The sequence below is a fragment of the Paenibacillus sp. WC2504 genome (assembly GCF_052682475.1).
Genome location: NZ_JBQZFH010000001.1, coordinates 5,967,917 through 5,986,196 on the forward strand (window position 1 = coordinate 5,967,917; position 18,280 = coordinate 5,986,196).

Sequence of the window (18,280 nt, forward strand, 5' to 3'; positions counted from 1 at the left end):
TATGACGATAGTTTTCTTCAAGAAATTATTGAGTTGTAATGAATCAATTGCAAAACTTTAGATAAGAGAAGCCCCGCCTTCGACCATGATAACAGAACCTGTTGTAAAACCATTTTTCGCAAGATAAACATAGGATGACGCAATATCTACCGGTTTTGCAACCCTGCCAACGGGCAATTGTTCAGAAATCTGGTTAAAAAGACTGTTTCGTTGTTCCTCAGTCATACCTGCATAAATAGGAGTATCGACAATCCCAGGGGAGACTACATTTACTCGAATCGGAGCAAGATCTAGGGTCAAACCTCGCATCAGTCCTTCTAAAGCCGAATTAATTGATGCCAATGTGGATGCACCTTTAAGAGGACGCTTTCCATAAACGCCCGAAGTTAGACTAATAGAGCTTGTTTCATTTAAATAAGGGACTGCTGCTCGGATGGTAAGATATTGCCCCCAAAACTTACTATCAAAAGCATCGCGGACTGTAGAAACCGATAATTCACGAAAGTCGCCCATTGTTCCTTCTCCCGCTGTAATCACCAAATGATCAAAAGATCCGATTTTTTCGAAGAAGTCGACTACCTTCTTTTCATTTCGAAAATCCAGCTCATGTGCTTCAATATTTCCTTTTAGATTTTGAACTGTTTCCGAAAGTTTGGACAGAGAGCGACTTGCTATTACGACCTTTGCATTTTCCTCAAGGAATGCTTTAGCCGTAGCACTACCAATTCCTGAACTTCCCCCTATGATAACGACACGTTTTCCATTTAATTCCATATATTTTCCTCCTTGAGAAGTAAAAAATATTACTTTGACACTTATCTAAGTATCATATTATCTTTATCCTATGTCAAGCATCGGATTGGTTTTCTAACAAACAAAATTTTACTATTGACGATTAAACTGTTCAATGCGATAGTTAGATAAGCATCTAACTGAAAGCGAGGAGGTTACAGTTTTGTTACGATTCTAGCATGATCCTTAGTAGCATCTTACTAGCATTTCTTACTGTCACTTTAAAAGCAGTGATAAAAATTATAAAAATAGGAGTGGAATTTTGTGTCAGCTGTGAAATCAAAAGCATTTATCATTTTTATCCTAGCGTTCGGGATTTTTGGAATCATTAATACGGAGATGGGCATTATCGGGATATTGCCACTCATTGCTGAAAACTTTGGCGTTAGCGTTTCAACTGCAGGCCTGTTGGTCAGCTTATTTGCACTCGCAGTTGCTATTTCAGGTCCTATCTTGCCATTGTTGTTTTCAGGCTTTAACCGCAAAGGTGTTATGCTTCTTGTTATCGGACTCTTTGTGGTTAGTAACGTTGTATCCATGTTTGCACCCAATTTTACAATCGCCTTAATCGCACGAATCGTTCCAGCATTCTTACATCCCGTTTACTTTTCTGTTGCCTTTACTGCAGCTGCTTCCTCAGTTAGTCCAGAAATGGCTCCAAAAGCAATTGGTCGTGTATTCATGGGTGTCACCGCGGGGATGGTAATAGGAACTCCAATTGCCTCTTTCATTGCGGACTATTCGAATCTTGAGACAGCGATGTTATTCTTTGCTGTTGTCAATGCATTAACATTCTTGGCCATTCTTCTCTTTGTCCCTTCACTACCTGTGAAACAAAAACAATCTTATGGCTCACAGGTTCGTGTATTGAAAAAGGGTGTTGTTTGGGCAGCCATCTTTGGTGCAATCTTTATCCTGTCTGGTATGTATGCAACATTCAGCTTCTTTGCAGAGTATCTTGGACGTGTAACGGAAATGTCTTCAAATATGATTAGCCTAATGCTTATTCTTTTTGGTTTAACAGGGATGATTGGTAATTTGCTCGCAGGTAAATTACTTACAAATAATGCGTTAAAGACTGCCTTTGTCTATCCTCTCGTGTTTGTTGGTAGTTATCTAGTACTATTCTTGCTCGGATCATTCACCGTTCCCATGATACTTCTTATTGCTTTGTGGGGCGTATTGTTTACTTTTGGCCTTAATATCTCCCAGTACATGATCACTTCATCCGCGTCCGAAGCACCTGATTTCTCTAATGGTCTGTTCGTAGCGTTTGGAAATCTTGGAGTTACCATTGGTACAATGGTTGGTGGTGCATTTATCAATGGGATGGGTATTCAAAGCGTTATGTGGTCAGGAATTGTCTTCTTGTTCCTTGGGTTCTTGTCTATCCTATTGTTTATACCTCTTACCCGTAAGGCTAAAATAAAAGAAGCCTCCAAGTTAGCCGCTTAAATTTCTCCAAATAAAAAAGGTCCCGAGTCGTTCGGTTTTCTCAACCAACGACTCAGGACCTTTCCTATTTACTATCTATCACTCAACAAGGTTTTTAATAAGATCCTCAGATATTTTATCTAAATAAGCTTGCAGTACCTCTGGTTGAAAGGCAAGGTTCATATATTTACCTTCGCGAATGCTCTCTATCAAACCCGCAATTTCAAGCTCCTTAATATGGTGGGAAATTGTAGCTGCACTCACATTATGGGTCTCAAGTAGAACACTGCATGGCAGAGGTTCACTAGCCTCTCTAATTTCTTTGAGAATTTGTATGCGTCTAGGTTCAGCGAGTGCTCTAGAGATTCTATTAAATTGCGATTCGGTCATACCCGACATTACTCACTCCTCCTTTTTTAATGCATATATAATTATATACTCATCTAACTATTGGATGCAAGTTAGTATTGAAACGACCGATAGCGGGGAAAAGGCGGCCTCTGGATCTCGGCAGCCTTCACTGGTGTTTTAATTAAGCTATAGTCCTCATTCCCTATTTATGGGATAACTACATAGACGTTATGAATAACCCTTTGTTGCGTTAAACTGCCCGCTGAGAAAAGGCAACCGATCACTATTTCGGCTGCCTTCTCCTGTTGTTATTGAACAAACGTTATCCGTTAGATTCCTGTAGATGGATAAATTTCAGCTTTGTAAAAAAAGGAGCGCCTCAGTACGATGGAAGTACGCAACGGGTCAAAAGCCCTTTAATTCCATCATCCAGGAGGACGCTCTACTATGAAGTTTAAATCACAAGATAAGCAAAATCAACTCATTGAAAACATTACCGTTCATCATATTGTTGTAGGTGTAGACATTGCTCAAGAGGCTCATGTTGCTAGAGCGGTTAACTTCCGCGGAGTCGCTCTCGGCAATCCTTTAGAGTTCAGTAATGACGAAGATGGTTTCAAAACCCTCGACCGTTGGATTCGCGACTTGTTAGCTTCATTTAAATTATCTCAAGTTATCGTTGGTATGGAACCGACTGGCCATTACTGGCTAAGCCTTGCCGGATGGCTCAAAAACAAAGACATTGAAGCCGTACTTGTTAATCCTCACCTAGTTAAAAAGAATAAAGAAAACCGCGACAATACACGCTCTAAAAGCGACAAAAAAGATGCTTTAGTTATTGCCGACATGGTGAAAAACGGCTACTATTCCCCTGTCCGCTTCCATTCTTCCGAATACGAGGAGCTGCGAGTGCTCATGGCTAACCGAGAAACAGTCGTTAAACGACTCGTAAGTGCCGTTAACCAGATCCACCGCTGGGTCGACATTGTCTTCCCTGAACTGAGACAAGTCTTTAAAATCTTAACTTGCAAGGGTGCATTGTTAACCCTTAGGCTTTTTCCGCTCCCGGCTGAGCTATGTAAACTAAGTCCTGACGATGTAATTAAAGGATGGCAGAAATCAATGAAGCGGCATTCTGGTGTGCTTAGAGCTCATTTACTCATCGATCTTGCCAAGAGAACTGTAGGATCAAAGCAAGCAACACATGCTTACAAACTCCATCTAGAGCAGCTCCTGGAGGAGCATGACTTAGCTACTAAACAACTGCAGAGGATAGAGAAAGAAGCCAAAGACGTTGTTGAACGTATCCCCTATTCAGGCAAAATCCTTGCCATTACTGGAATAAGTCCAATTGCTCTAGCTGGTGTTTTAGGAGAATCCGGGGATCTTAGAGGTTATGCGCACGGGAACGCTCTACTCCGTCACGCAGGCCTTAATATAACTGAAGCAAGCTCAGGTAAATGGAAAGGACAATTGACGCTCAGTAAACGTGGCCGTCCACGACTGCGACACTTTCTCTATTTAATCACGATGAGCATGGTCATGAATAACCAAGAGTTTAAAGCATTACATCGCCATAATGTTGAAGTAAAGAAGCTTAAAAGGATGAAATCTATTATGAAGTTATGTTCAAAGTTTGCTCGACTCTTAGTAGGATTAGCTCGAAGTAATGAAGCCTACAACCCAACAAAAATTCTTGCATTGGCAGCTTAAAACAAGACCTGACCTCACGCAAGTTGGCGTATTCGCAGGATGACAAAGAAAGCACGGAGTATCGGGATACGTTAAACAAAAGGGCTCCGACCCATTCCGTTAGAAAGACCGACCTCCACCCCTTAGATAGATGTGACGAGGGAATGAAAGGGCTATGACCCGTTGAGACATGGGAGTGAAAATCGCTAAGGGCACCATGGAGAATACGTGCAGCATTTGGAATGAATTGGGTGATTCAACTCCACCTCTGTTCCCGCATGCCATTTTAACGGCGCATCCTAATTTATCTCACTATCTTTCATTCATCACTGAAACCTAAAAGATGAAATCCTGCGAATAGACGAGCTTGCGTGAGAAAATTAAATCATACTGAGGGAGTTTAATCATTTGGAAAATACTCCCCCTGGCCTCCCGTCGGGAATGAGTTAAAGTGCTTGTCAAAATCGGGAATGGGATAAAGTTCTTGTCATTTGGTTTTGACAAGAACTTTATCCCATAAAACAAAAAAGCCACGATTTTCGCGACACTTAATGAGACAATGTTCTTGTCACCCGACACTTGATGTCGGTTGACAAGAACTTGATGTCATAAATGACAAGAACTTTATCCCATTCCCGAAAAAACCATCGCCATTATTTTGACGAATGGTTTTAGGTTTTTTGTGGCTGCTTTTATTAGCTGTGGCCAGGGAACTCATTGGGTTCATTTGGGCTATTGGTTGTGAAATTGAAAAGTAGCAATCTGAAGCTTTGGTTGCATGGTGGATTTTCAAAAGAACTTTTTTATATTGAAACCGGAGATTTGAAACTTTGGCTCGGAGGCAAAACCCGGTAAGGAGAACCCTCATGTTGAAATATGCACTAGGTACTGATTGATTGATTACCGAACGTGCGCCGTTAGTCCGAGGCAGCTCCACGACGGATGGATTGAAATGCGGTACCCAACCCGCGCATATCAGACTGTTAACCACCGTCAACGTCTTTGCCTTCGTGCCAAGGTTTTAAAAGTTTTTTCTTACCAATTTTTAAATGAGGTATTGACCCTCGTTCATATCAGTCAATGAAAAAGCAGCCGCTCTTGAAGTGAACTGCACCCCATTTGTTAGACACGACTAACAAATGGGGTGCAGTTCATCAGATCTGGCCGGCTGCCTTGATGTATTTATTCAGCTATCGTACCCGTCGCTTAATCAAAATGCCCACCTATGATCAGGAGGCAAACACTCGTCACAAAGGCTTGTCGAATGTATTCCTTAAACGGATCCAATTTGTTCGGTGTTTTTATATTTTGTAGAGCTTGTTACAATTACTTCATGTTGTCAATGATTTGTTCATTATTTTTACTATGTACTCAACTAATTTTACACCAAGTTCAGCTTTTGCAAGGTCTCGAATCATAGTTTGCTTGGTATCCGTGGCAAAAAGATCGGCTCGACTCGTAAATCCGTAACTAGTTTGTTGAGCGAGCTATCTAAACAAGGTGGAAAAATATTTTTGTTGATTAAATCATATCAAAGGAAAGTCTGGAATCGGGATCCTGAAGTGAAGCAATTGTATTCCCCCGTCAATCGAAAATTCATAAAACCTGTACTGCTCATGACAATGATGCTTATTATGCCAAAAACACGCCTATTCGGCGTGTTTCATTCCCCTTGGTTACCCCTTTTAGAGTCGTCTCACCAAATTAAATTACATTTAGGGTTATAGGGTGGAACCAAGGGGGATCGAACCTTTAATTCAGAATTCAACTGAACCTGAAGTTGCTGAGATCAATTGAGACTAGCAGCAGATCCTTGACTGGCTCCAAGTAGGGTCCACGAAAATATGCGCGGCGTTTTGTCGGGAAACGAAGCCCTTCGATCTCGACGAAGTCGTAGACATATTGCGCCGCTGGAAAGCCACCTGAGACATCGACATGGTAGTCGAACCTGCGCAGCAGCAAATCATCACCAAAGTAAAAGTCTTGCTCCTTGCTATGACTGGCAATATGTTCGGGAAACCGCACACGTAAACCGCGCCAGAACTCGTTGCCTTCTTGCCAGGGCGGGATTTCGTTGACCTCGAATCCCGGCATGGCCATAAAAAAAGGCGTTGTCAGGTATGTCCACATTGCGTACCCGTTGAAATATGCTCGATGAAGCGGGTCCCACGGTGTGTTCATCGTATGGTTAGCAAACAAGGTCCTAGGATCGTATATCTCGCGGACGGTTTCCCCAGAGAGGGTCTCAATCGCGATACGATCGGGCGTAAAGGCAGTACGCCAATCCGGTTGACCAAAGGGAGTAACAGATGCGATTTCCGAATGTAGCGCGACTGTCATCTCACGAGGATTGGAATCTTGTACGAGCCCTTTCATTGCCCATAAACCGCCACCGGTGACAATCGTGGCAGTCAGTGAACTAAATTTTTCCCAACGGTCAATTCCGCCGTGCGCGTCAATAATTTTTGCCAATAGGTTGTTCATATTCTCCTCCTTAAGTTGAAAGATGATTCGATAATGAAAATGATTTTTATTAAATCACCTTCTATTTACTTTACAATCATTACAGCACAATGAGCGTGCTGGACCACTTTATGGCTTACACTTCCCACGAATATCTCTGAGAAGAGGCTAAGTCCCCTACTACCCATTACGATAAGGTCGTAATCTCCTTCTTTTGCCTTCTTGCATATCATTTCTGCAGGATCTCCAATATGGTATTCGCTATCATATTGTATAGATGACCCTGAAAGGACTTGTGCGGATTCCTCTAAAATCCTCCTAACTTCCGCTACTTGCAATTGTTCAATATCCACTCCGTAAGCAACTGTATTGATATTGTTACTAGGAATGATATGAAGAAGCGTTATACGGGCATTTATCCCAATGTTTTGCGCCAACCATTTAGCCGATTTCAGTGCATGTTTGGAATGTTCGGAACCGTCAACTGGAACCAAAAACCGTTCATACATGTTGTCACTCCCCTTTTTATAAAATCTTATTTTTTAATAAAACCCATGACGGTGATTATTGTGATGTATTCTTCTAACCGTTTGGTATAAGCTTCACGGATCGTATATGCAGCTTGAGATCCAACTGCCAAACGAAGCGGCGAATTGTCGCTTTTTATAACGGAAATAATCAGTTGCACTGCTTTTGCCGGGTCGCCGGTCTTGATGTTCGACATACCTCTCTCGTATGCTTCATACAACGGAGCATATTCTTGTTTCTTCTCGGTATGCTGCATCGATTCGCCAAAAAACTCTGTTGCGTACACGGAAGGCTCCACGATCGTCGTCTTGATCCCGAAGCTTGCAAACTCTTGCGCGAACGCTTCGGAAAAGCCTTCAACTGCAAACTTGGATGTTGCTCTTTAATATTTTTTCCCGAAATTTTCCTTTGCAAATTCCATAATTTTCTCCGCATTTGAATTGAATTCTATTTTAGTGAATTCATTTAGTAACTGTAATATTTGATTCGCTGCTTGGAAATTTTCATTCGCAATTTGGGCTTGTATGCTCTCTGAGCAGTGGATTTTTACATTCTCTCTTAAAATTTCCAGCATTACTTCCATTTTATTGTGACAATTTATAAAATCTTGCATGGATTTCTCTGTTGATGCAACTTTAGAATATTTAGAATAATAACGATTAAATCTGACTGAATAAATCAATACATAGATAACGATTAGCGCAGCAAACAAATTTAGAAGAACCAACGAGAAGTTCAAACTAAAAAATTGAGTCAGCACTCCGACGCTAACAGGGGGAACAATGAATCCGGCGTAGGCGCATAAATAAAAAGCCGAGATAACTCGAGGACGTTCTTCCGGCTTCGGCAACTGACTGGCTAATCTTAAAGAAACTTGAAACGTCCACCCACCGCCGATAGCTTGAATAAAGATGCCGATCCAAAGCAAATTTAAACTTGCTGTCTGTCCGGAATAAACAATGACCCACGATCCAATGGCAAGAAACAGGATTCCTAGGCACATCCTTGTAACGGGATTACGCGGCCAAGGAAAGAACTGCATCAAGGCCCCACCGCCAAGAAGCAGCAAAATTAGCAAACCGGAAATAGAGAGATTGGCGGTGTAAATGACGTTCTTGGCGAAAGAAGGAATAAGAGAAAACACAATTCCATTTAACGTGAAAACAGTAAAGATAGGAAGTCCGATAAAAGACCAAAAATGGGAACGAATATTTACGGGAACACCGAGCGAAATCTTAGTTTTAGCCGGTTTCTGCGTTTGGGAATCTTCGTGCTTCGGTAATATTTCCAGAAATACCAAGGAGCTCAATAACATGACGAGCAGAATCCAATACGGTAAACGAAGCGGCTCAAAATGCAAATATTGCACGACTAAACCTGCAATGGCGGGGCCCAGGCCAAAACCAATGGTTACTGTTACTCCTGATAACTTAATTGCCGTACTAACTTTATCGTGAGAGGTTTGTTTTAATAAAAAAGCACTGGCTGTACCTGTAAAAGCTCCATAGGCGATGCCTTCCAAAATCCTTGCCGCATAGAGCATCCAAACGTTGAAACTCCCTATAAAGAGCAACGTCGATGCGATGGAAATCCATATACTGAAGCGAAGAACACGTTTCAATCCCCAAGCGCTTCCTCTCGCTCCCACGACAAGCAAAGTGGGCAACAGGATAGCGGCATAAACGGCAAACAATATGGTGATTTCCAGACTGCTCAGCCGATAATGCTCCCCATATAAAGGGAATAATGAGGAAATAAACGTAGCTCCGCAGGACATCATAAGAACAACCCAAAGCATTCTTTTCATTTCAGTAATTCCTACTTTCTCATGTTGTTATTCTACTTACTAGTTAATAAGTATATTTCATATATTAACCGCCTTTAACTTCTAATAAGGCGGTTTATCTGACTTAGAACATTGGGTAATTCATCCTTCCCCAATGTACGTTTATATTGCAAAGCACCTTTTATACATGACAGTATGGTATAAGCTAATGATTCAACATCTTCTGATTTTTGAACGATATCTTCATTATACCCTTCTGTAAGAATATTGATTAAAACGTTTAATTCAAACTGACTTACCTCCTGTACTTTTTGTCTTATAATATCAGGTAAGGATAGAAAATCAGATTGGAGAGACGATATTGGACATATCCCTTCCCCGCTTATTTCAATTTGTCTTGCAATGAAATGCATAAGTTTCTCTTCTACTGTCATCGTAGAATTATTTATGAATAATAAGAGATTCTCTAAATTTTTTTGCATCCGCTCGGTAACGGCAACTCCTAAATCCTCCTTTTTTTCAAAATGATAATGAATGCTTGCCTTGGTTACGCCCAGTTGTTTGGATAAATCATCGTAACTTATGGCAACATAACCTTTTTCTCGAATAAGTTTTAGTGCGAGATCTAATATTTGTGTTTTTCGATTTTCCATAACAACATTATAACTTACTAGTAGGTAAGGAGTCAAGCCGAACGAGGATATTCAAATTCATCTTACGATAATGCTCATTACGGGCTACCCCTTTTCGACAATCAATCAGCCCTTTTCCGGATATAAGTTCTTGTCTTTTTCGCCAGACAAGAACTTATATCCTTAACCAATTCAGGACAAAAACTTATATCCTTTGCTATGGTGGAGTTCTTCGTATGATATATCTAACTGCTCTTGCTATCTTTGCCATCTTAATTTATTTATTGATAAGACGAATGGGAGGGTGGCACTTTCAACATAATATAGTGAAGAAAAGGAGGAATATGAAAAGATGGCACAAAACCAATCGAATAATCAACTTGTCGTACCGCAAGCTTCCTGAGCATTGTATCAATTAAAGTATGAGGTCGCACAAGATATCGGGATCCAAATTCCGGAAGACGGTTACTACGGTTATATTCTGTAGTAGTATAAACCATTGCTTCTATGAAACAAGGGACAGCTGCCTGTCGCGGCGATCTGCCCTTGTGTTTGCACTATCGTTTCCGTTAGTTGAATTATCAAAAGCTTCATTCTTCCAGAGCGCTTCTTTTTTTGTATTATATTTTAGGCTTTTGCTTTTTTTAATACTTCTTTATTTGATAACACAGATTGTTCAATGCCTAGTTTGCTGATAAGTTCTTTTATACCATAAATCCACATACGATCTTCTTCTAGGTCTGCTTGATCTAATACTATATCAATAAAAGGTATTAGTTCATCGGTTTCAAATCGCTTTAAGACTTCTATCGATTCATTTGCTCCTGGCCAATTTAGATCTTTTAGCAAAAATAGTAACCATTGAATAGCTATAATAGCCCTATCTTTACCCAAGCTACTTATAATTTTCATTGAATTGCCCCACGTGTCCTTATCAGTGTCTTGAATAAGGCGTGATATATATTTATCTTCAATTTTATTAGAAAAATAATTCACTGCTTCTTCCTGAGTGTTTTCTGGCATACTCCATTTGAGATGTCCTAAATAATACTGGAACTCCTGTTCCTCCATCCTGCACCCCCTCGAAAAATTCATAGAACAGCTATCGGACTATTCCGTTATCCTCGTCATGATGATTGTTACTATCGTTCACCTTTAGCTTAATCGTGGTCTCCACACAAAAATTGAATGAATCCTGATTCGGCCTTTACTAGCACATTAACGTACCAGCAATTCTAACCCTGTATCCGAAATCTGGAGTTTTTTATGATTTCTTCAGCAAGTTCATTCGGCTTCTTACTATCGGTGTCCAGTAGGTATGGCTCATTAACCGGTGAAGCCATCAACTTGTTCCGAAGGAACAGCGAGCGGTGGATATATTGCACATCTCCTCGCTGATGGAGTCGAGTGGTAAGGGTATCCGGTTCCGCGTGCAGCACAACATAGTAAAGCGTTACATCGAAATCCGTTAGTTGATCTAAGAACCATTGAAGTTCATCTTCGACGACGAAATCGATAACCACGTCTAACTCATTCAGGAGAAAATTCCGCGTCACCGCAGCGATATTTAGCCATGCCAGTCGGAGTCGTTCCTCCCAGGGCGGTTCGGTCTCCCCTCGGTAGACATGGAGAAGGAGATCACCTTCAATCAAGACACATTGGTTTATCGCACTAGCAAGAGTCTTGGAGACGGTTGATTTCCCTACACCGAGTGGACCAGAGATAAGATAGACGGTTACTGATTTTTTGGTGAAATGCACATAATCTTCTCCCCCATATTTAACCCGTCAACTCTCGTTACCCGATAGTTGAATGGTAACTAATACAAAAATGCATTTGAATTTCAATATATTTTTATGAATTTATCATAAAATCCATTTTGTATTTCCTTAATCTTAACTCCAATTTTGCCTTCTTCTTCAATTCCCCTAATGCTAAATAAGTGTTGTGATGTTGGAGACACTGCCACACAGGAAAATCCCCAGTCTTCATTTTGAAGTACATTTTCAAGTTGAGTTTTGGATCTAATATGAGGGTAATACGAAATTACGTTGTTCGTTTTTTTAATTTCAATTACTTCAGACATTACTGTAAAATGATGTTTTTTTATAAATTCTTCAATAGTTTCTTCATGGAACACTTCTAGAAATATCAAAACAATTTTTTCATCTATTAGTTTTTCCAATACATAAAGTGGATCACAGTTCAAGAGTTTATAATAAGGGAGCTCTATATTAACTTTTTGTAATTGTTTCATTTTGTTGCTCCATTCATTAGATCGAATTAATGTATCTCAAGTTCATCATAGCACAGCATTCAGGAGGCTTACCGGCCTAAATTTTATTCAGCCCCCACTACCCATTACTGCCTTCTACTTCAACGAAATAGGGACCGTCAGACTGCGCCGCAGCTGGCGATCCCTATTTAAGTAACGTTCCTCGTTAGCGCAATGAACGTTCCCATAAGCTAAACGTTCTTCCAAGTTATTAAATCAATTCCTCACTTAATTGTTCAAGAACTTTTGCCAAAAAGTCGAGTTTACTTCTTTGGTCGTTTTTTAAGTATTCGGATATCCGCTCTGCGTGCACAAAGACAATGGATGAAAATTCTGGGATGATGCTTTTACTAAGGAGTCCGCTCTCAAAGCTATCATAATGCAATTTTAGCTCATGAGAATCAATAGATAATTCAATAAGGTAAATCAAAGCTATCGATTGCCAATGTACAATATATTTAGACGTTACCCTAGAAACAACATTAGAGTTGGTCAAATCAATACCAATTTCTTCTTGTGTTTCCCTCGACAAGTTATCAAACATATTAACAACATTCCCCTGAATATCACTTGTCTCAACGCCTCCCGCGACAAACTGCAACCTTCCCGGAATGGAAGTATGTGTATTCATCTCTCCAATCACAAAAAATCCATCCTTTGTAAGGATAACACCATTTGCAACCACTCCACGGCACTTGTATTTATGATTGGCACTCAATTGTTTAGAGTATAAAAAATGAGCATAATCAGTTTTTTGCAAAGTTATCTTCATTTCCTCTTCAAACAGACTCGTATGACTTATTGAATATATATCGCCTCGAGTAAGGTACGGTTTCTCTTTTGTTAATGAGTCCCAATAGATATTTATTAATTTTTGAAGGGTATTCGGAAGATGAAGCTCTTCACGATCAACAGTTACTTGTATACTTTTAGGGATCGGTTTAATTAACATTTGTTGTTCATATCCCCTTCCAATCTATGTAACAATGTATAACTGGGGTTTACTTCCCAGGCTTCAAAGGGTACAAGACATTTTGCATTCATTGCATCTAGTAATCTTGATCTTTGCTGCAGCCTTATTATGTATTCTCCAATATTCGTTTCATCGATTTTTATGTACCGAGCTTCGACTATTTCGTCTTCTTGTATTTTAATTTCCCCGCTAATATATTGAGCTCTGAAACATACAGTCAACACTTGTTTCGTTGTATTCATATAAACACCAGTTATTCCAATTGGCTTTATAACGATGCCAGTCTCCTCCAGGAACTCTCTGCAAATTGCTTCGTTGAGGGGTTCTCCTATTTCAACATTTCCACCTGGCATCTCCCAGGTATCCGAACGCCAATGTGTTCTAAGCAACAATACCTCACCACTCTCATTGGTGACTATACCTGCAACAGAAATACAATGTTTAGGAACTTGGTACTCCAAACAGATCCCTCCTTCGATTTCTTTGATGCATCCGTTTGATGGGAAGTTTCTCTGAGTAGAGTAAAGGACTGGGGATCCCAGCCCCTCCTCATCAAACCGTACGTGCAGTTTTCCCGCATACGGCTTTCCGACGTTCTTCATCTAGGACAGTACGGTTTTTTCCATGTGCATAATGTTTTCAGTTCTGTACGTTGAAGCAGAATATGCATTTCTGACCAATTTCGCTTGCGCTTCTTGTGTTTGTTATTCCAGAACAGTCTCAATCTCCTCAGGATGTACCAGTCCACTTTCGCTAGGAAACGGTTTGCCATACTTCGATCCACATCCTGATGAGCGTAGTAGTTACGCCAACCTTGGATCATAGGATTCAGTATCTCCACCATCAGCTTTAACGGCCAGTTTAACCGGCCTCTGGATGCCGTTTCTCCCTTCAAACGAGTGCGCATCTTCTTCATCGCTTTCTTCGATGGAAAGCTTCGAAGTCTATACATAACCCCTTTTTTATGAGATGCGGCATCTTCCTGTGGTGAAAACCAAGAAAGTCAAACCCATCCTGATTCTTCCATAGACATACTAACTTTGACTTTGATGTGTTCATGGTTAACTCTAGTTTTCCGAAGATGGCCTTGAGTACATGAATAGCTTCGAGTGCCTGCGGCTTGTACCGGCATAGAATGACAAGATCATCTGGATACCTGACCAGCTTACCCAAATGAGAGAATCACTTCTTCCATATCGTATCGAGGTAGTTGAGATAGATATTGGCAAGAAGCGGAGAAATTACGCCGCCTTGCGGGCTACCGATCTCTGTACTGTGCCGTATGCCATTCTTCATTACGCCTGCTTCAAGCCACTGTCTAATTAACTTTAGAATGCGCCTGTCGCAGATGCGTTCTTCGACCAGTTTCATCAGCTTGCTATGGGAGATATTATCGAAGTAGCCAGTAATATCTACGTCGACCACCCAGTTGACGGCGACTCCCCAATTAATGCTTTCCCGGATGCTCTTTATAGCGTGGTGAGCCGACCGCTTGGGGCGAAATCCGTAAGAGCAATCTTTAAAATCTGATTCGAATATGCCTTCGATCACCAGTTTGGTTGCCATCTGCACAGTCCGGTCACGGACTGTTGGAATACCCAAGGGACGCGTCTTTCCGTCAGGCTTCGGAATCTCTTTCCGTTTGACCGGAGACGGTCGGTATTCCCCATTCATTAGCTGTTGCCTTATCTCTTCGATGAAGAATTCTTCGCCAATCTCTCGAACGATGAATTCGATTGATTGTCCATCGATGCCGGCACTTCCACGATTGGTTTTCACTCTTCTCCATGCTTCATGCAGGATATCTTTCCGGAATACTTTGTCGTACAGCGCATGAAACTTACGCTTTGGGTTCTCCTTAGCCGCAAGATAGAGGGTATTTTGGAGTTGTCGAGCGTTTTCATTGGTGGCGTTAGCCGTGTATTCGGCATTCACTTGCTCTTACCTCCTTGATATCCCGTAAACGAAGTGGGGTATTGACTTTCGGCGCCCTTTCCTCCCCGGGGTTATGTTGTCCGCCGGATCATTGGTAGTATGGCCCCCTCCGACTCCCTTCCCGCAGCTCGCCATTTCACCTTTAGGGCTTATAGGTTTGCTCGTTACGAAAAAAAAAAACTTCGTGCGGGGGAGGGTCTCCCTAGTTCCAAACACAACTGTCTCTGCATGCCGCTCCCTTTACACCGGAGGGTTCTTCTGCGCTGCATTCCAAGTTCTTCGCGCGTTCCATGGCCTTCGCCGGGGCAGTCGTGGCTCGGCTCCCTCTTGTCCCTTCCGGGTTCACTTTCACGATGCGGTAGGATTCATTTTCATTACGGCCTGCAGATTTGCTTCATCGCGCAAAGCGCGACTTTTCACAGGGCTTCAGCCGCCGGATTTCGCCGACGTCTGCCTGCTAGCTACGGGGCGGCTTGGACCTTACCCCGACTGAACTTGCATCAGTAAGTTGTGCCTAGCTTCGCTAGGCGCGCACTGCCCGTTAGCTGAGAAGGCTGCCGTTATTATTGCTGTCGGCAGCCTTCTCTAAATGTTTATTAAGCTTATGTTCCCTTATCACCGATTATTTTCTTTAAATAACAATGCTTTCATTGCAAAACGAGGTAAAATTAATTGTCTTCGCCATCTGGATGGTTGATTTATTAATCGATAAAGCCATTCCACATTTAACTTCTGCCATATAACTGGTGCTCTTTTTACTGTCCCAGCAATGATATCAAGACTTCCTCCAACGCCAATAGCAACTCTAACATTTACTATGTTGCCCAATATCTTAAGGGCAAAAGGTGCAGCTACCGTGGCATCTTCTCCTTGGTTTGTTTCAACTATCGTGTCCCTTTAGCGGAATAACTCACTTATCTTTTAGTCCCAAAAATTAAAAATGACATCTCCAACGCTTTTAGGTTTCCAATGAAAAATCTGGCTTAATTCCGCCTCGTTTAGGCTATTTTCGGTAAATAAGGAATTAGTTCTGTCATCAAATTCTAATTGTTGATTTGTTTCGATAGAAGACAGTACTCTAAATCCGTCATTTAAAATACAAACTATATTAGAAAGTGTATGATCAATAAACTCAATCTGGAAGTATTGCACTGAACAAGCGAACGCTACGAAGGGGTATGAACTGTTTAACAAAATGAATATGCTTTCGTTATGTAGACCAAGTTCTGTCTTATAGAAATTTTGCGATGCATGTGGTTCTTGAAAGGACAGAATCTTCCCGTTAGAATAGTTTGCCAACGAGTAACAGAGTCTTTTGAATTGTTTAGAATCGACCTCTGGCAAAACATCGATATGAAATCCCGTGATGCCATTCAGAAGTAACATAGAAGTCACCTACGCTTTATTCGTCCTCCTACACGCTACAGCACAACAATTTAATTTTAACACATATTGGAAGTAACCTGCCCGTTAGCGTGGAAAGGGCAGCCGATCGTCATGGCCGGCTGCCGCGGTGTTTTATTAAGTTATAGTTCGCCTTTAGCGTAACATGCAGATGCCACGTCCACGATTTCGACTATACAATAATTAAGCTTCTACAAGCTCTGGTCTCTTAATTTGAAGCGGAGGAGGGATCAACCAACCTTTTTCTTTACTAATTTTTAGGATTTTCAATCCAATTGCTGTTTTGGTTGCGTGATATTTAGCAAATAGGGCCCCAATGTCTTCTCGTGTTGCCTTACTCATAATTTGACTACATGCAACTAAGCTAAGGGAGGTATCAGCACCAACCATAGAAGCGATTTCTTGATCGGAGAACTTTACACCAACAGGGATATCTTCTAATTTAGTTTCAGGTCTTTCAGGTAAAACAGGGGAAGGCACGATACCATTATTTATTAATATAGTATCGCACTCACTTATTTCAAGCTCAGCTTGGTTAATGATGTCGCCAAGTATTTTCTTAAGGTCATTATCACCAACATGATACTGATATGCTCGGTTGGCAGAAACACAGCCTTTGGCCGTCATTGAGAACTGCCACAAATCATAGATCTCCCCGTAATGTAATGGTTCATCCTTTTGATTACCAGATAAGATACCCATAGTTGCAACTCCTTTAAATTAGTTTATCTCGGTGTTTGACCGAAAAAGTGTTTAAATGCTGAAGTGAAGTACTTTGACTCTGTTAACGGGGTTTTGTGATGGCACAAATGAAGCACTTATGTTTTTTGCCTTTTAGTTGCTGTACGTTATCACAATAGATGCATCTCATGATGTTCACCTCTGGAGGTTATTATGTCGTTGGTTATTAGTGTATATTCATGATGAACTGAATAATTCAACCACTTCAATGAATAAAAGAGTGACCCACAGCAACGCGCTGTGAGTCAATATCGATTTCTCAACTAGTCGGCATAAATGTTCTACACCAGTATGTTTGTGTCAAGGGACCAGCGACACAAGCATAGGTGAATTGCAAAAGCCGGCCATGTGGCCGGCTTTCTTGAGTTCTGCTTGAGTAAAGGAAGTATAAATCGAAAGGGCTGCTACTGCCCCTTCTTTCTCCAAACGCTCGTTGATCCTCCGCCAGGATCTCAGAAAGAAGTCTGTAACCGTGTGACTGATTTCCTTAATCATGAAGGCTGCAGAATATCAGGAGCTTAAATCATGAATCCTCCATTAATATCAAGTGAAGCGCCGGTAATATAGCTTGCTTCCGAGCTGGATAAGAAAGAAACAAAGCTGGCAATATCATTTGCAGTCCCATAGCGGCCAAGTGCGATCACATCTTTTAAAACGGTAGCCATCTCTCCTTTAGCAGGATTCATATCAGTATCAACTGGACCTGGTTGAATATTATTAACAGTTACCCCTTGCGGAGCGAGATCCCTTGCAAGACCTCGGGTCATAGCGGCAACAGCAGCTTTTGACATGCTATATAAACTCATTCCAGGAAAACCGGTAACATCAGCATTAACACTACCTATATTAATAATTCTGTCACCACTTTGCATTTTAGGTCCAGCTTCTTGAACTGCAGCAAAAACCGCTCTAATATTAACAGCAACCGTTTTGTCGAACTCATCCATTGTAAATTGGTCATATGGTTTAACATCAAGGATCCCTGCATTATTAACCAGTATATTTAAATGACCCAAAGTGTTAATCGCCTCGGCGACGGCTGACTTCACCGAGTCGGCATTTTCACTATTGGCTCTAATGGCCAAAGCTCTCCCACCCTCAGCCTCTATGCTCTTGACCAATTCACTAGCTTTCTGAGCAGAATTAGCATAAGTGAACGCTACAGCCGCGCCGTCTTTAACTAACCTTTTAACAATCGATGCTCCAATACCGCGAGACCCTCCCGTAACAAATGCCGTTTTTCCATTTAAGAAATATGAATTCATGATATTTAG

17 protein-coding genes and 3 pseudogenes are annotated in these 18,280 nt (G+C 41.2%); 3 read left to right on the plus strand and 17 right to left on the minus strand.

Going from position 1 to position 18,280, the window contains the following annotated elements; all coding sequences use genetic code 11:
* Positions 1 to 57: 57 nt before the first annotated feature.
* Positions 58 to 774 (minus strand): SDR family oxidoreductase, encoded by a 717-nt coding sequence (locus ACUN27_RS26795; RefSeq protein ID WP_445559830.1) that lies wholly within the window; start codon positions 772 to 774, stop codon positions 58 to 60.
* A gap of 282 nt (positions 775 to 1,056) precedes the next feature.
* On the opposite strand from ACUN27_RS26795, the gene ACUN27_RS26800 reads away from it, so the two are divergent.
* Positions 1,057 to 2,247: an MFS transporter gene (locus ACUN27_RS26800; protein WP_445559831.1), complete on the plus strand. Its 1,191-nt coding sequence runs from the start codon at positions 1,057 to 1,059 to the stop codon at positions 2,245 to 2,247.
* Between the two features lie 78 nt (positions 2,248 to 2,325).
* On the opposite strand, the gene ACUN27_RS26805 is transcribed toward ACUN27_RS26800, so the two are convergent.
* On the minus strand, positions 2,326 to 2,625 hold the full coding sequence (locus tag ACUN27_RS26805; protein WP_445559832.1) for an ArsR/SmtB family transcription factor: 300 nt from the start codon (positions 2,623 to 2,625) through the stop codon (positions 2,326 to 2,328).
* 399 nt (positions 2,626 to 3,024) lie between these two features.
* On the opposite strand from ACUN27_RS26805, the gene ACUN27_RS26810 reads away from it, so the two are divergent.
* Entirely contained in the window at positions 3,025 to 4,290 is a 1,266-nt protein-coding gene (locus ACUN27_RS26810; RefSeq protein ID WP_445559833.1) for an IS110 family transposase, read from the plus strand.
* Positions 4,291 to 6,033: 1,743 nt separating this feature from the next.
* Here ACUN27_RS26810 and ACUN27_RS26815 read toward each other — a convergent pair.
* From ACUN27_RS26815 to ACUN27_RS26835, 5 genes are all read right to left on the minus strand, one after another.
* On the minus strand, positions 6,034 to 6,753 hold the full coding sequence (locus ACUN27_RS26815) for a hypothetical protein (protein WP_445559834.1): 720 nt from the start codon (positions 6,751 to 6,753) through the stop codon (positions 6,034 to 6,036).
* A gap of 65 nt (positions 6,754 to 6,818) precedes the next feature.
* Positions 6,819 to 7,241 carry a universal stress protein gene (locus ACUN27_RS26820; protein WP_445559835.1) on the minus strand — a complete coding sequence of 141 codons (423 nt, stop codon included), beginning with the start codon at positions 7,239 to 7,241 and terminating at the stop codon, positions 6,819 to 6,821.
* Between the two features lie 26 nt (positions 7,242 to 7,267).
* Positions 7,268 to 7,558 (minus strand): hypothetical protein, encoded by a 291-nt coding sequence (locus tag ACUN27_RS26825; protein WP_445559836.1) that lies wholly within the window; start codon positions 7,556 to 7,558, stop codon positions 7,268 to 7,270.
* An 84-nt stretch (positions 7,559 to 7,642) separates the two neighbouring features.
* Positions 7,643 to 9,067: an MFS transporter gene (locus ACUN27_RS26830; protein WP_445559837.1), complete on the minus strand. Its 1,425-nt coding sequence runs from the start codon at positions 9,065 to 9,067 to the stop codon at positions 7,643 to 7,645.
* A gap of 74 nt (positions 9,068 to 9,141) precedes the next feature.
* Positions 9,142 to 9,699 carry a TetR/AcrR family transcriptional regulator gene (locus tag ACUN27_RS26835; protein WP_445559838.1) on the minus strand — a complete coding sequence of 186 codons (558 nt, stop codon included), beginning with the start codon at positions 9,697 to 9,699 and terminating at the stop codon, positions 9,142 to 9,144.
* A 331-nt stretch (positions 9,700 to 10,030) separates the two neighbouring features.
* Between ACUN27_RS26835 and ACUN27_RS26840 the strand changes: the two are divergent.
* Positions 10,031 to 10,159 (plus strand): annotated as a pseudogene (locus tag ACUN27_RS26840) (small, acid-soluble spore protein, alpha/beta type); the annotation flags it as partial.
* 146 nt (positions 10,160 to 10,305) lie between these two features.
* Here the strand turns inward: ACUN27_RS26840 and ACUN27_RS26845 are convergent.
* From ACUN27_RS26845 to ACUN27_RS26890, 10 genes and pseudogenes are all read right to left on the minus strand, one after another.
* Positions 10,306 to 10,749: a hypothetical protein gene (locus ACUN27_RS26845; protein WP_445559839.1), complete on the minus strand. Its 444-nt coding sequence runs from the start codon at positions 10,747 to 10,749 to the stop codon at positions 10,306 to 10,308.
* A gap of 164 nt (positions 10,750 to 10,913) precedes the next feature.
* Entirely contained in the window at positions 10,914 to 11,438 is a 525-nt protein-coding gene (locus ACUN27_RS26850; RefSeq protein ID WP_445559840.1) for an AAA family ATPase, read from the minus strand.
* 83 nt (positions 11,439 to 11,521) lie between these two features.
* Positions 11,522 to 11,935, minus strand: a complete 414-nt coding sequence (locus ACUN27_RS26855; protein ID WP_445559841.1) for a hypothetical protein — start codon at positions 11,933 to 11,935, stop codon at positions 11,522 to 11,524.
* A 229-nt stretch (positions 11,936 to 12,164) separates the two neighbouring features.
* Positions 12,165 to 12,905, minus strand: a complete 741-nt coding sequence (locus ACUN27_RS26860; protein WP_445559842.1) for an NUDIX hydrolase — start codon at positions 12,903 to 12,905, stop codon at positions 12,165 to 12,167.
* Complete coding sequence (locus ACUN27_RS26865; protein ID WP_445560666.1) at positions 12,899 to 13,387, minus strand: NUDIX hydrolase; 489 nt, start codon at positions 13,385 to 13,387, stop codon at positions 12,899 to 12,901. Before ACUN27_RS26865 ends, ACUN27_RS26860 begins: the two co-directional genes overlap by 7 nt.
* 137 nt (positions 13,388 to 13,524) lie before the next feature.
* On the minus strand, positions 13,525 to 13,842 hold the full coding sequence (locus ACUN27_RS26870) for a group II intron maturase-specific domain-containing protein (protein WP_445559843.1): 318 nt from the start codon (positions 13,840 to 13,842) through the stop codon (positions 13,525 to 13,527).
* Positions 13,839 to 14,600 (minus strand): annotated as a pseudogene (gene ltrA, locus ACUN27_RS26875) (group II intron reverse transcriptase/maturase). Before ltrA ends, ACUN27_RS26870 begins: the two are co-directional and overlap by 4 nt.
* 876 nt (positions 14,601 to 15,476) lie before the next feature.
* Positions 15,477 to 15,671, minus strand: a pseudogene (locus tag ACUN27_RS26880) (WecB/TagA/CpsF family glycosyltransferase); the annotation flags it as partial.
* 777 nt (positions 15,672 to 16,448) lie between these two features.
* Positions 16,449 to 16,967: a DUF3231 family protein gene (locus tag ACUN27_RS26885; RefSeq protein ID WP_445559844.1), complete on the minus strand. Its 519-nt coding sequence runs from the start codon at positions 16,965 to 16,967 to the stop codon at positions 16,449 to 16,451.
* Positions 16,968 to 17,524: 557 nt separating this feature from the next.
* Positions 17,525 to 18,271, minus strand: coding sequence for a 3-oxoacyl-ACP reductase family protein (locus ACUN27_RS26890; protein ID WP_445559845.1), 747 nt, complete (start codon positions 18,269 to 18,271; stop codon positions 17,525 to 17,527).
* Positions 18,272 to 18,280: the final 9 nt, after the last annotated feature.

What these genes read in the sequence shown, in the direction of transcription:
- ACUN27_RS26885 (WP_445559844.1), bottom strand. Translation starts at nt 16,967, where the DNA reads ATGGGTATCTTATCTGGTAATCAAAAGGATGAACCATTACATTACGGG.
- ACUN27_RS26830 (WP_445559837.1), bottom strand. Translation starts at nt 9,067, where the DNA reads ATGAAAAGAATGCTTTGGGTTGTTCTTATGATGTCCTGCGGAGCTACG.
- ACUN27_RS26870 (WP_445559843.1), bottom strand. Translation starts at nt 13,842, where the DNA reads ATGAAGAAGATGCGCACTCGTTTGAAGGGAGAAACGGCATCCAGAGGC.
- ACUN27_RS26795 (WP_445559830.1), bottom strand. Translation starts at nt 774, where the DNA reads ATGGAATTAAATGGAAAACGTGTCGTTATCATAGGGGGAAGTTCAGGA.
- ACUN27_RS26805 (WP_445559832.1), bottom strand. Translation starts at nt 2,625, where the DNA reads ATGTCGGGTATGACCGAATCGCAATTTAATAGAATCTCTAGAGCACTC.
- ACUN27_RS26815 (WP_445559834.1), bottom strand. Translation starts at nt 6,753, where the DNA reads ATGAACAACCTATTGGCAAAAATTATTGACGCGCACGGCGGAATTGAC.
- ACUN27_RS26820 (WP_445559835.1), bottom strand. Translation starts at nt 7,241, where the DNA reads ATGTATGAACGGTTTTTGGTTCCAGTTGACGGTTCCGAACATTCCAAA.
- ACUN27_RS26835 (WP_445559838.1), bottom strand. Translation starts at nt 9,699, where the DNA reads ATGGAAAATCGAAAAACACAAATATTAGATCTCGCACTAAAACTTATT.
- ACUN27_RS26855 (WP_445559841.1), bottom strand. Translation starts at nt 11,935, where the DNA reads ATGAAACAATTACAAAAAGTTAATATAGAGCTCCCTTATTATAAACTC.
- ACUN27_RS26860 (WP_445559842.1), bottom strand. Translation starts at nt 12,905, where the DNA reads ATGTTAATTAAACCGATCCCTAAAAGTATACAAGTAACTGTTGATCGT.
- ACUN27_RS26810 (WP_445559833.1), top strand. Translation starts at nt 3,025, where the DNA reads ATGAAGTTTAAATCACAAGATAAGCAAAATCAACTCATTGAAAACATT.
- ACUN27_RS26845 (WP_445559839.1), bottom strand. Translation starts at nt 10,749, where the DNA reads ATGGAGGAACAGGAGTTCCAGTATTATTTAGGACATCTCAAATGGAGT.
- ACUN27_RS26890 (WP_445559845.1), bottom strand. Translation starts at nt 18,271, where the DNA reads ATGAATTCATATTTCTTAAATGGAAAAACGGCATTTGTTACGGGAGGG.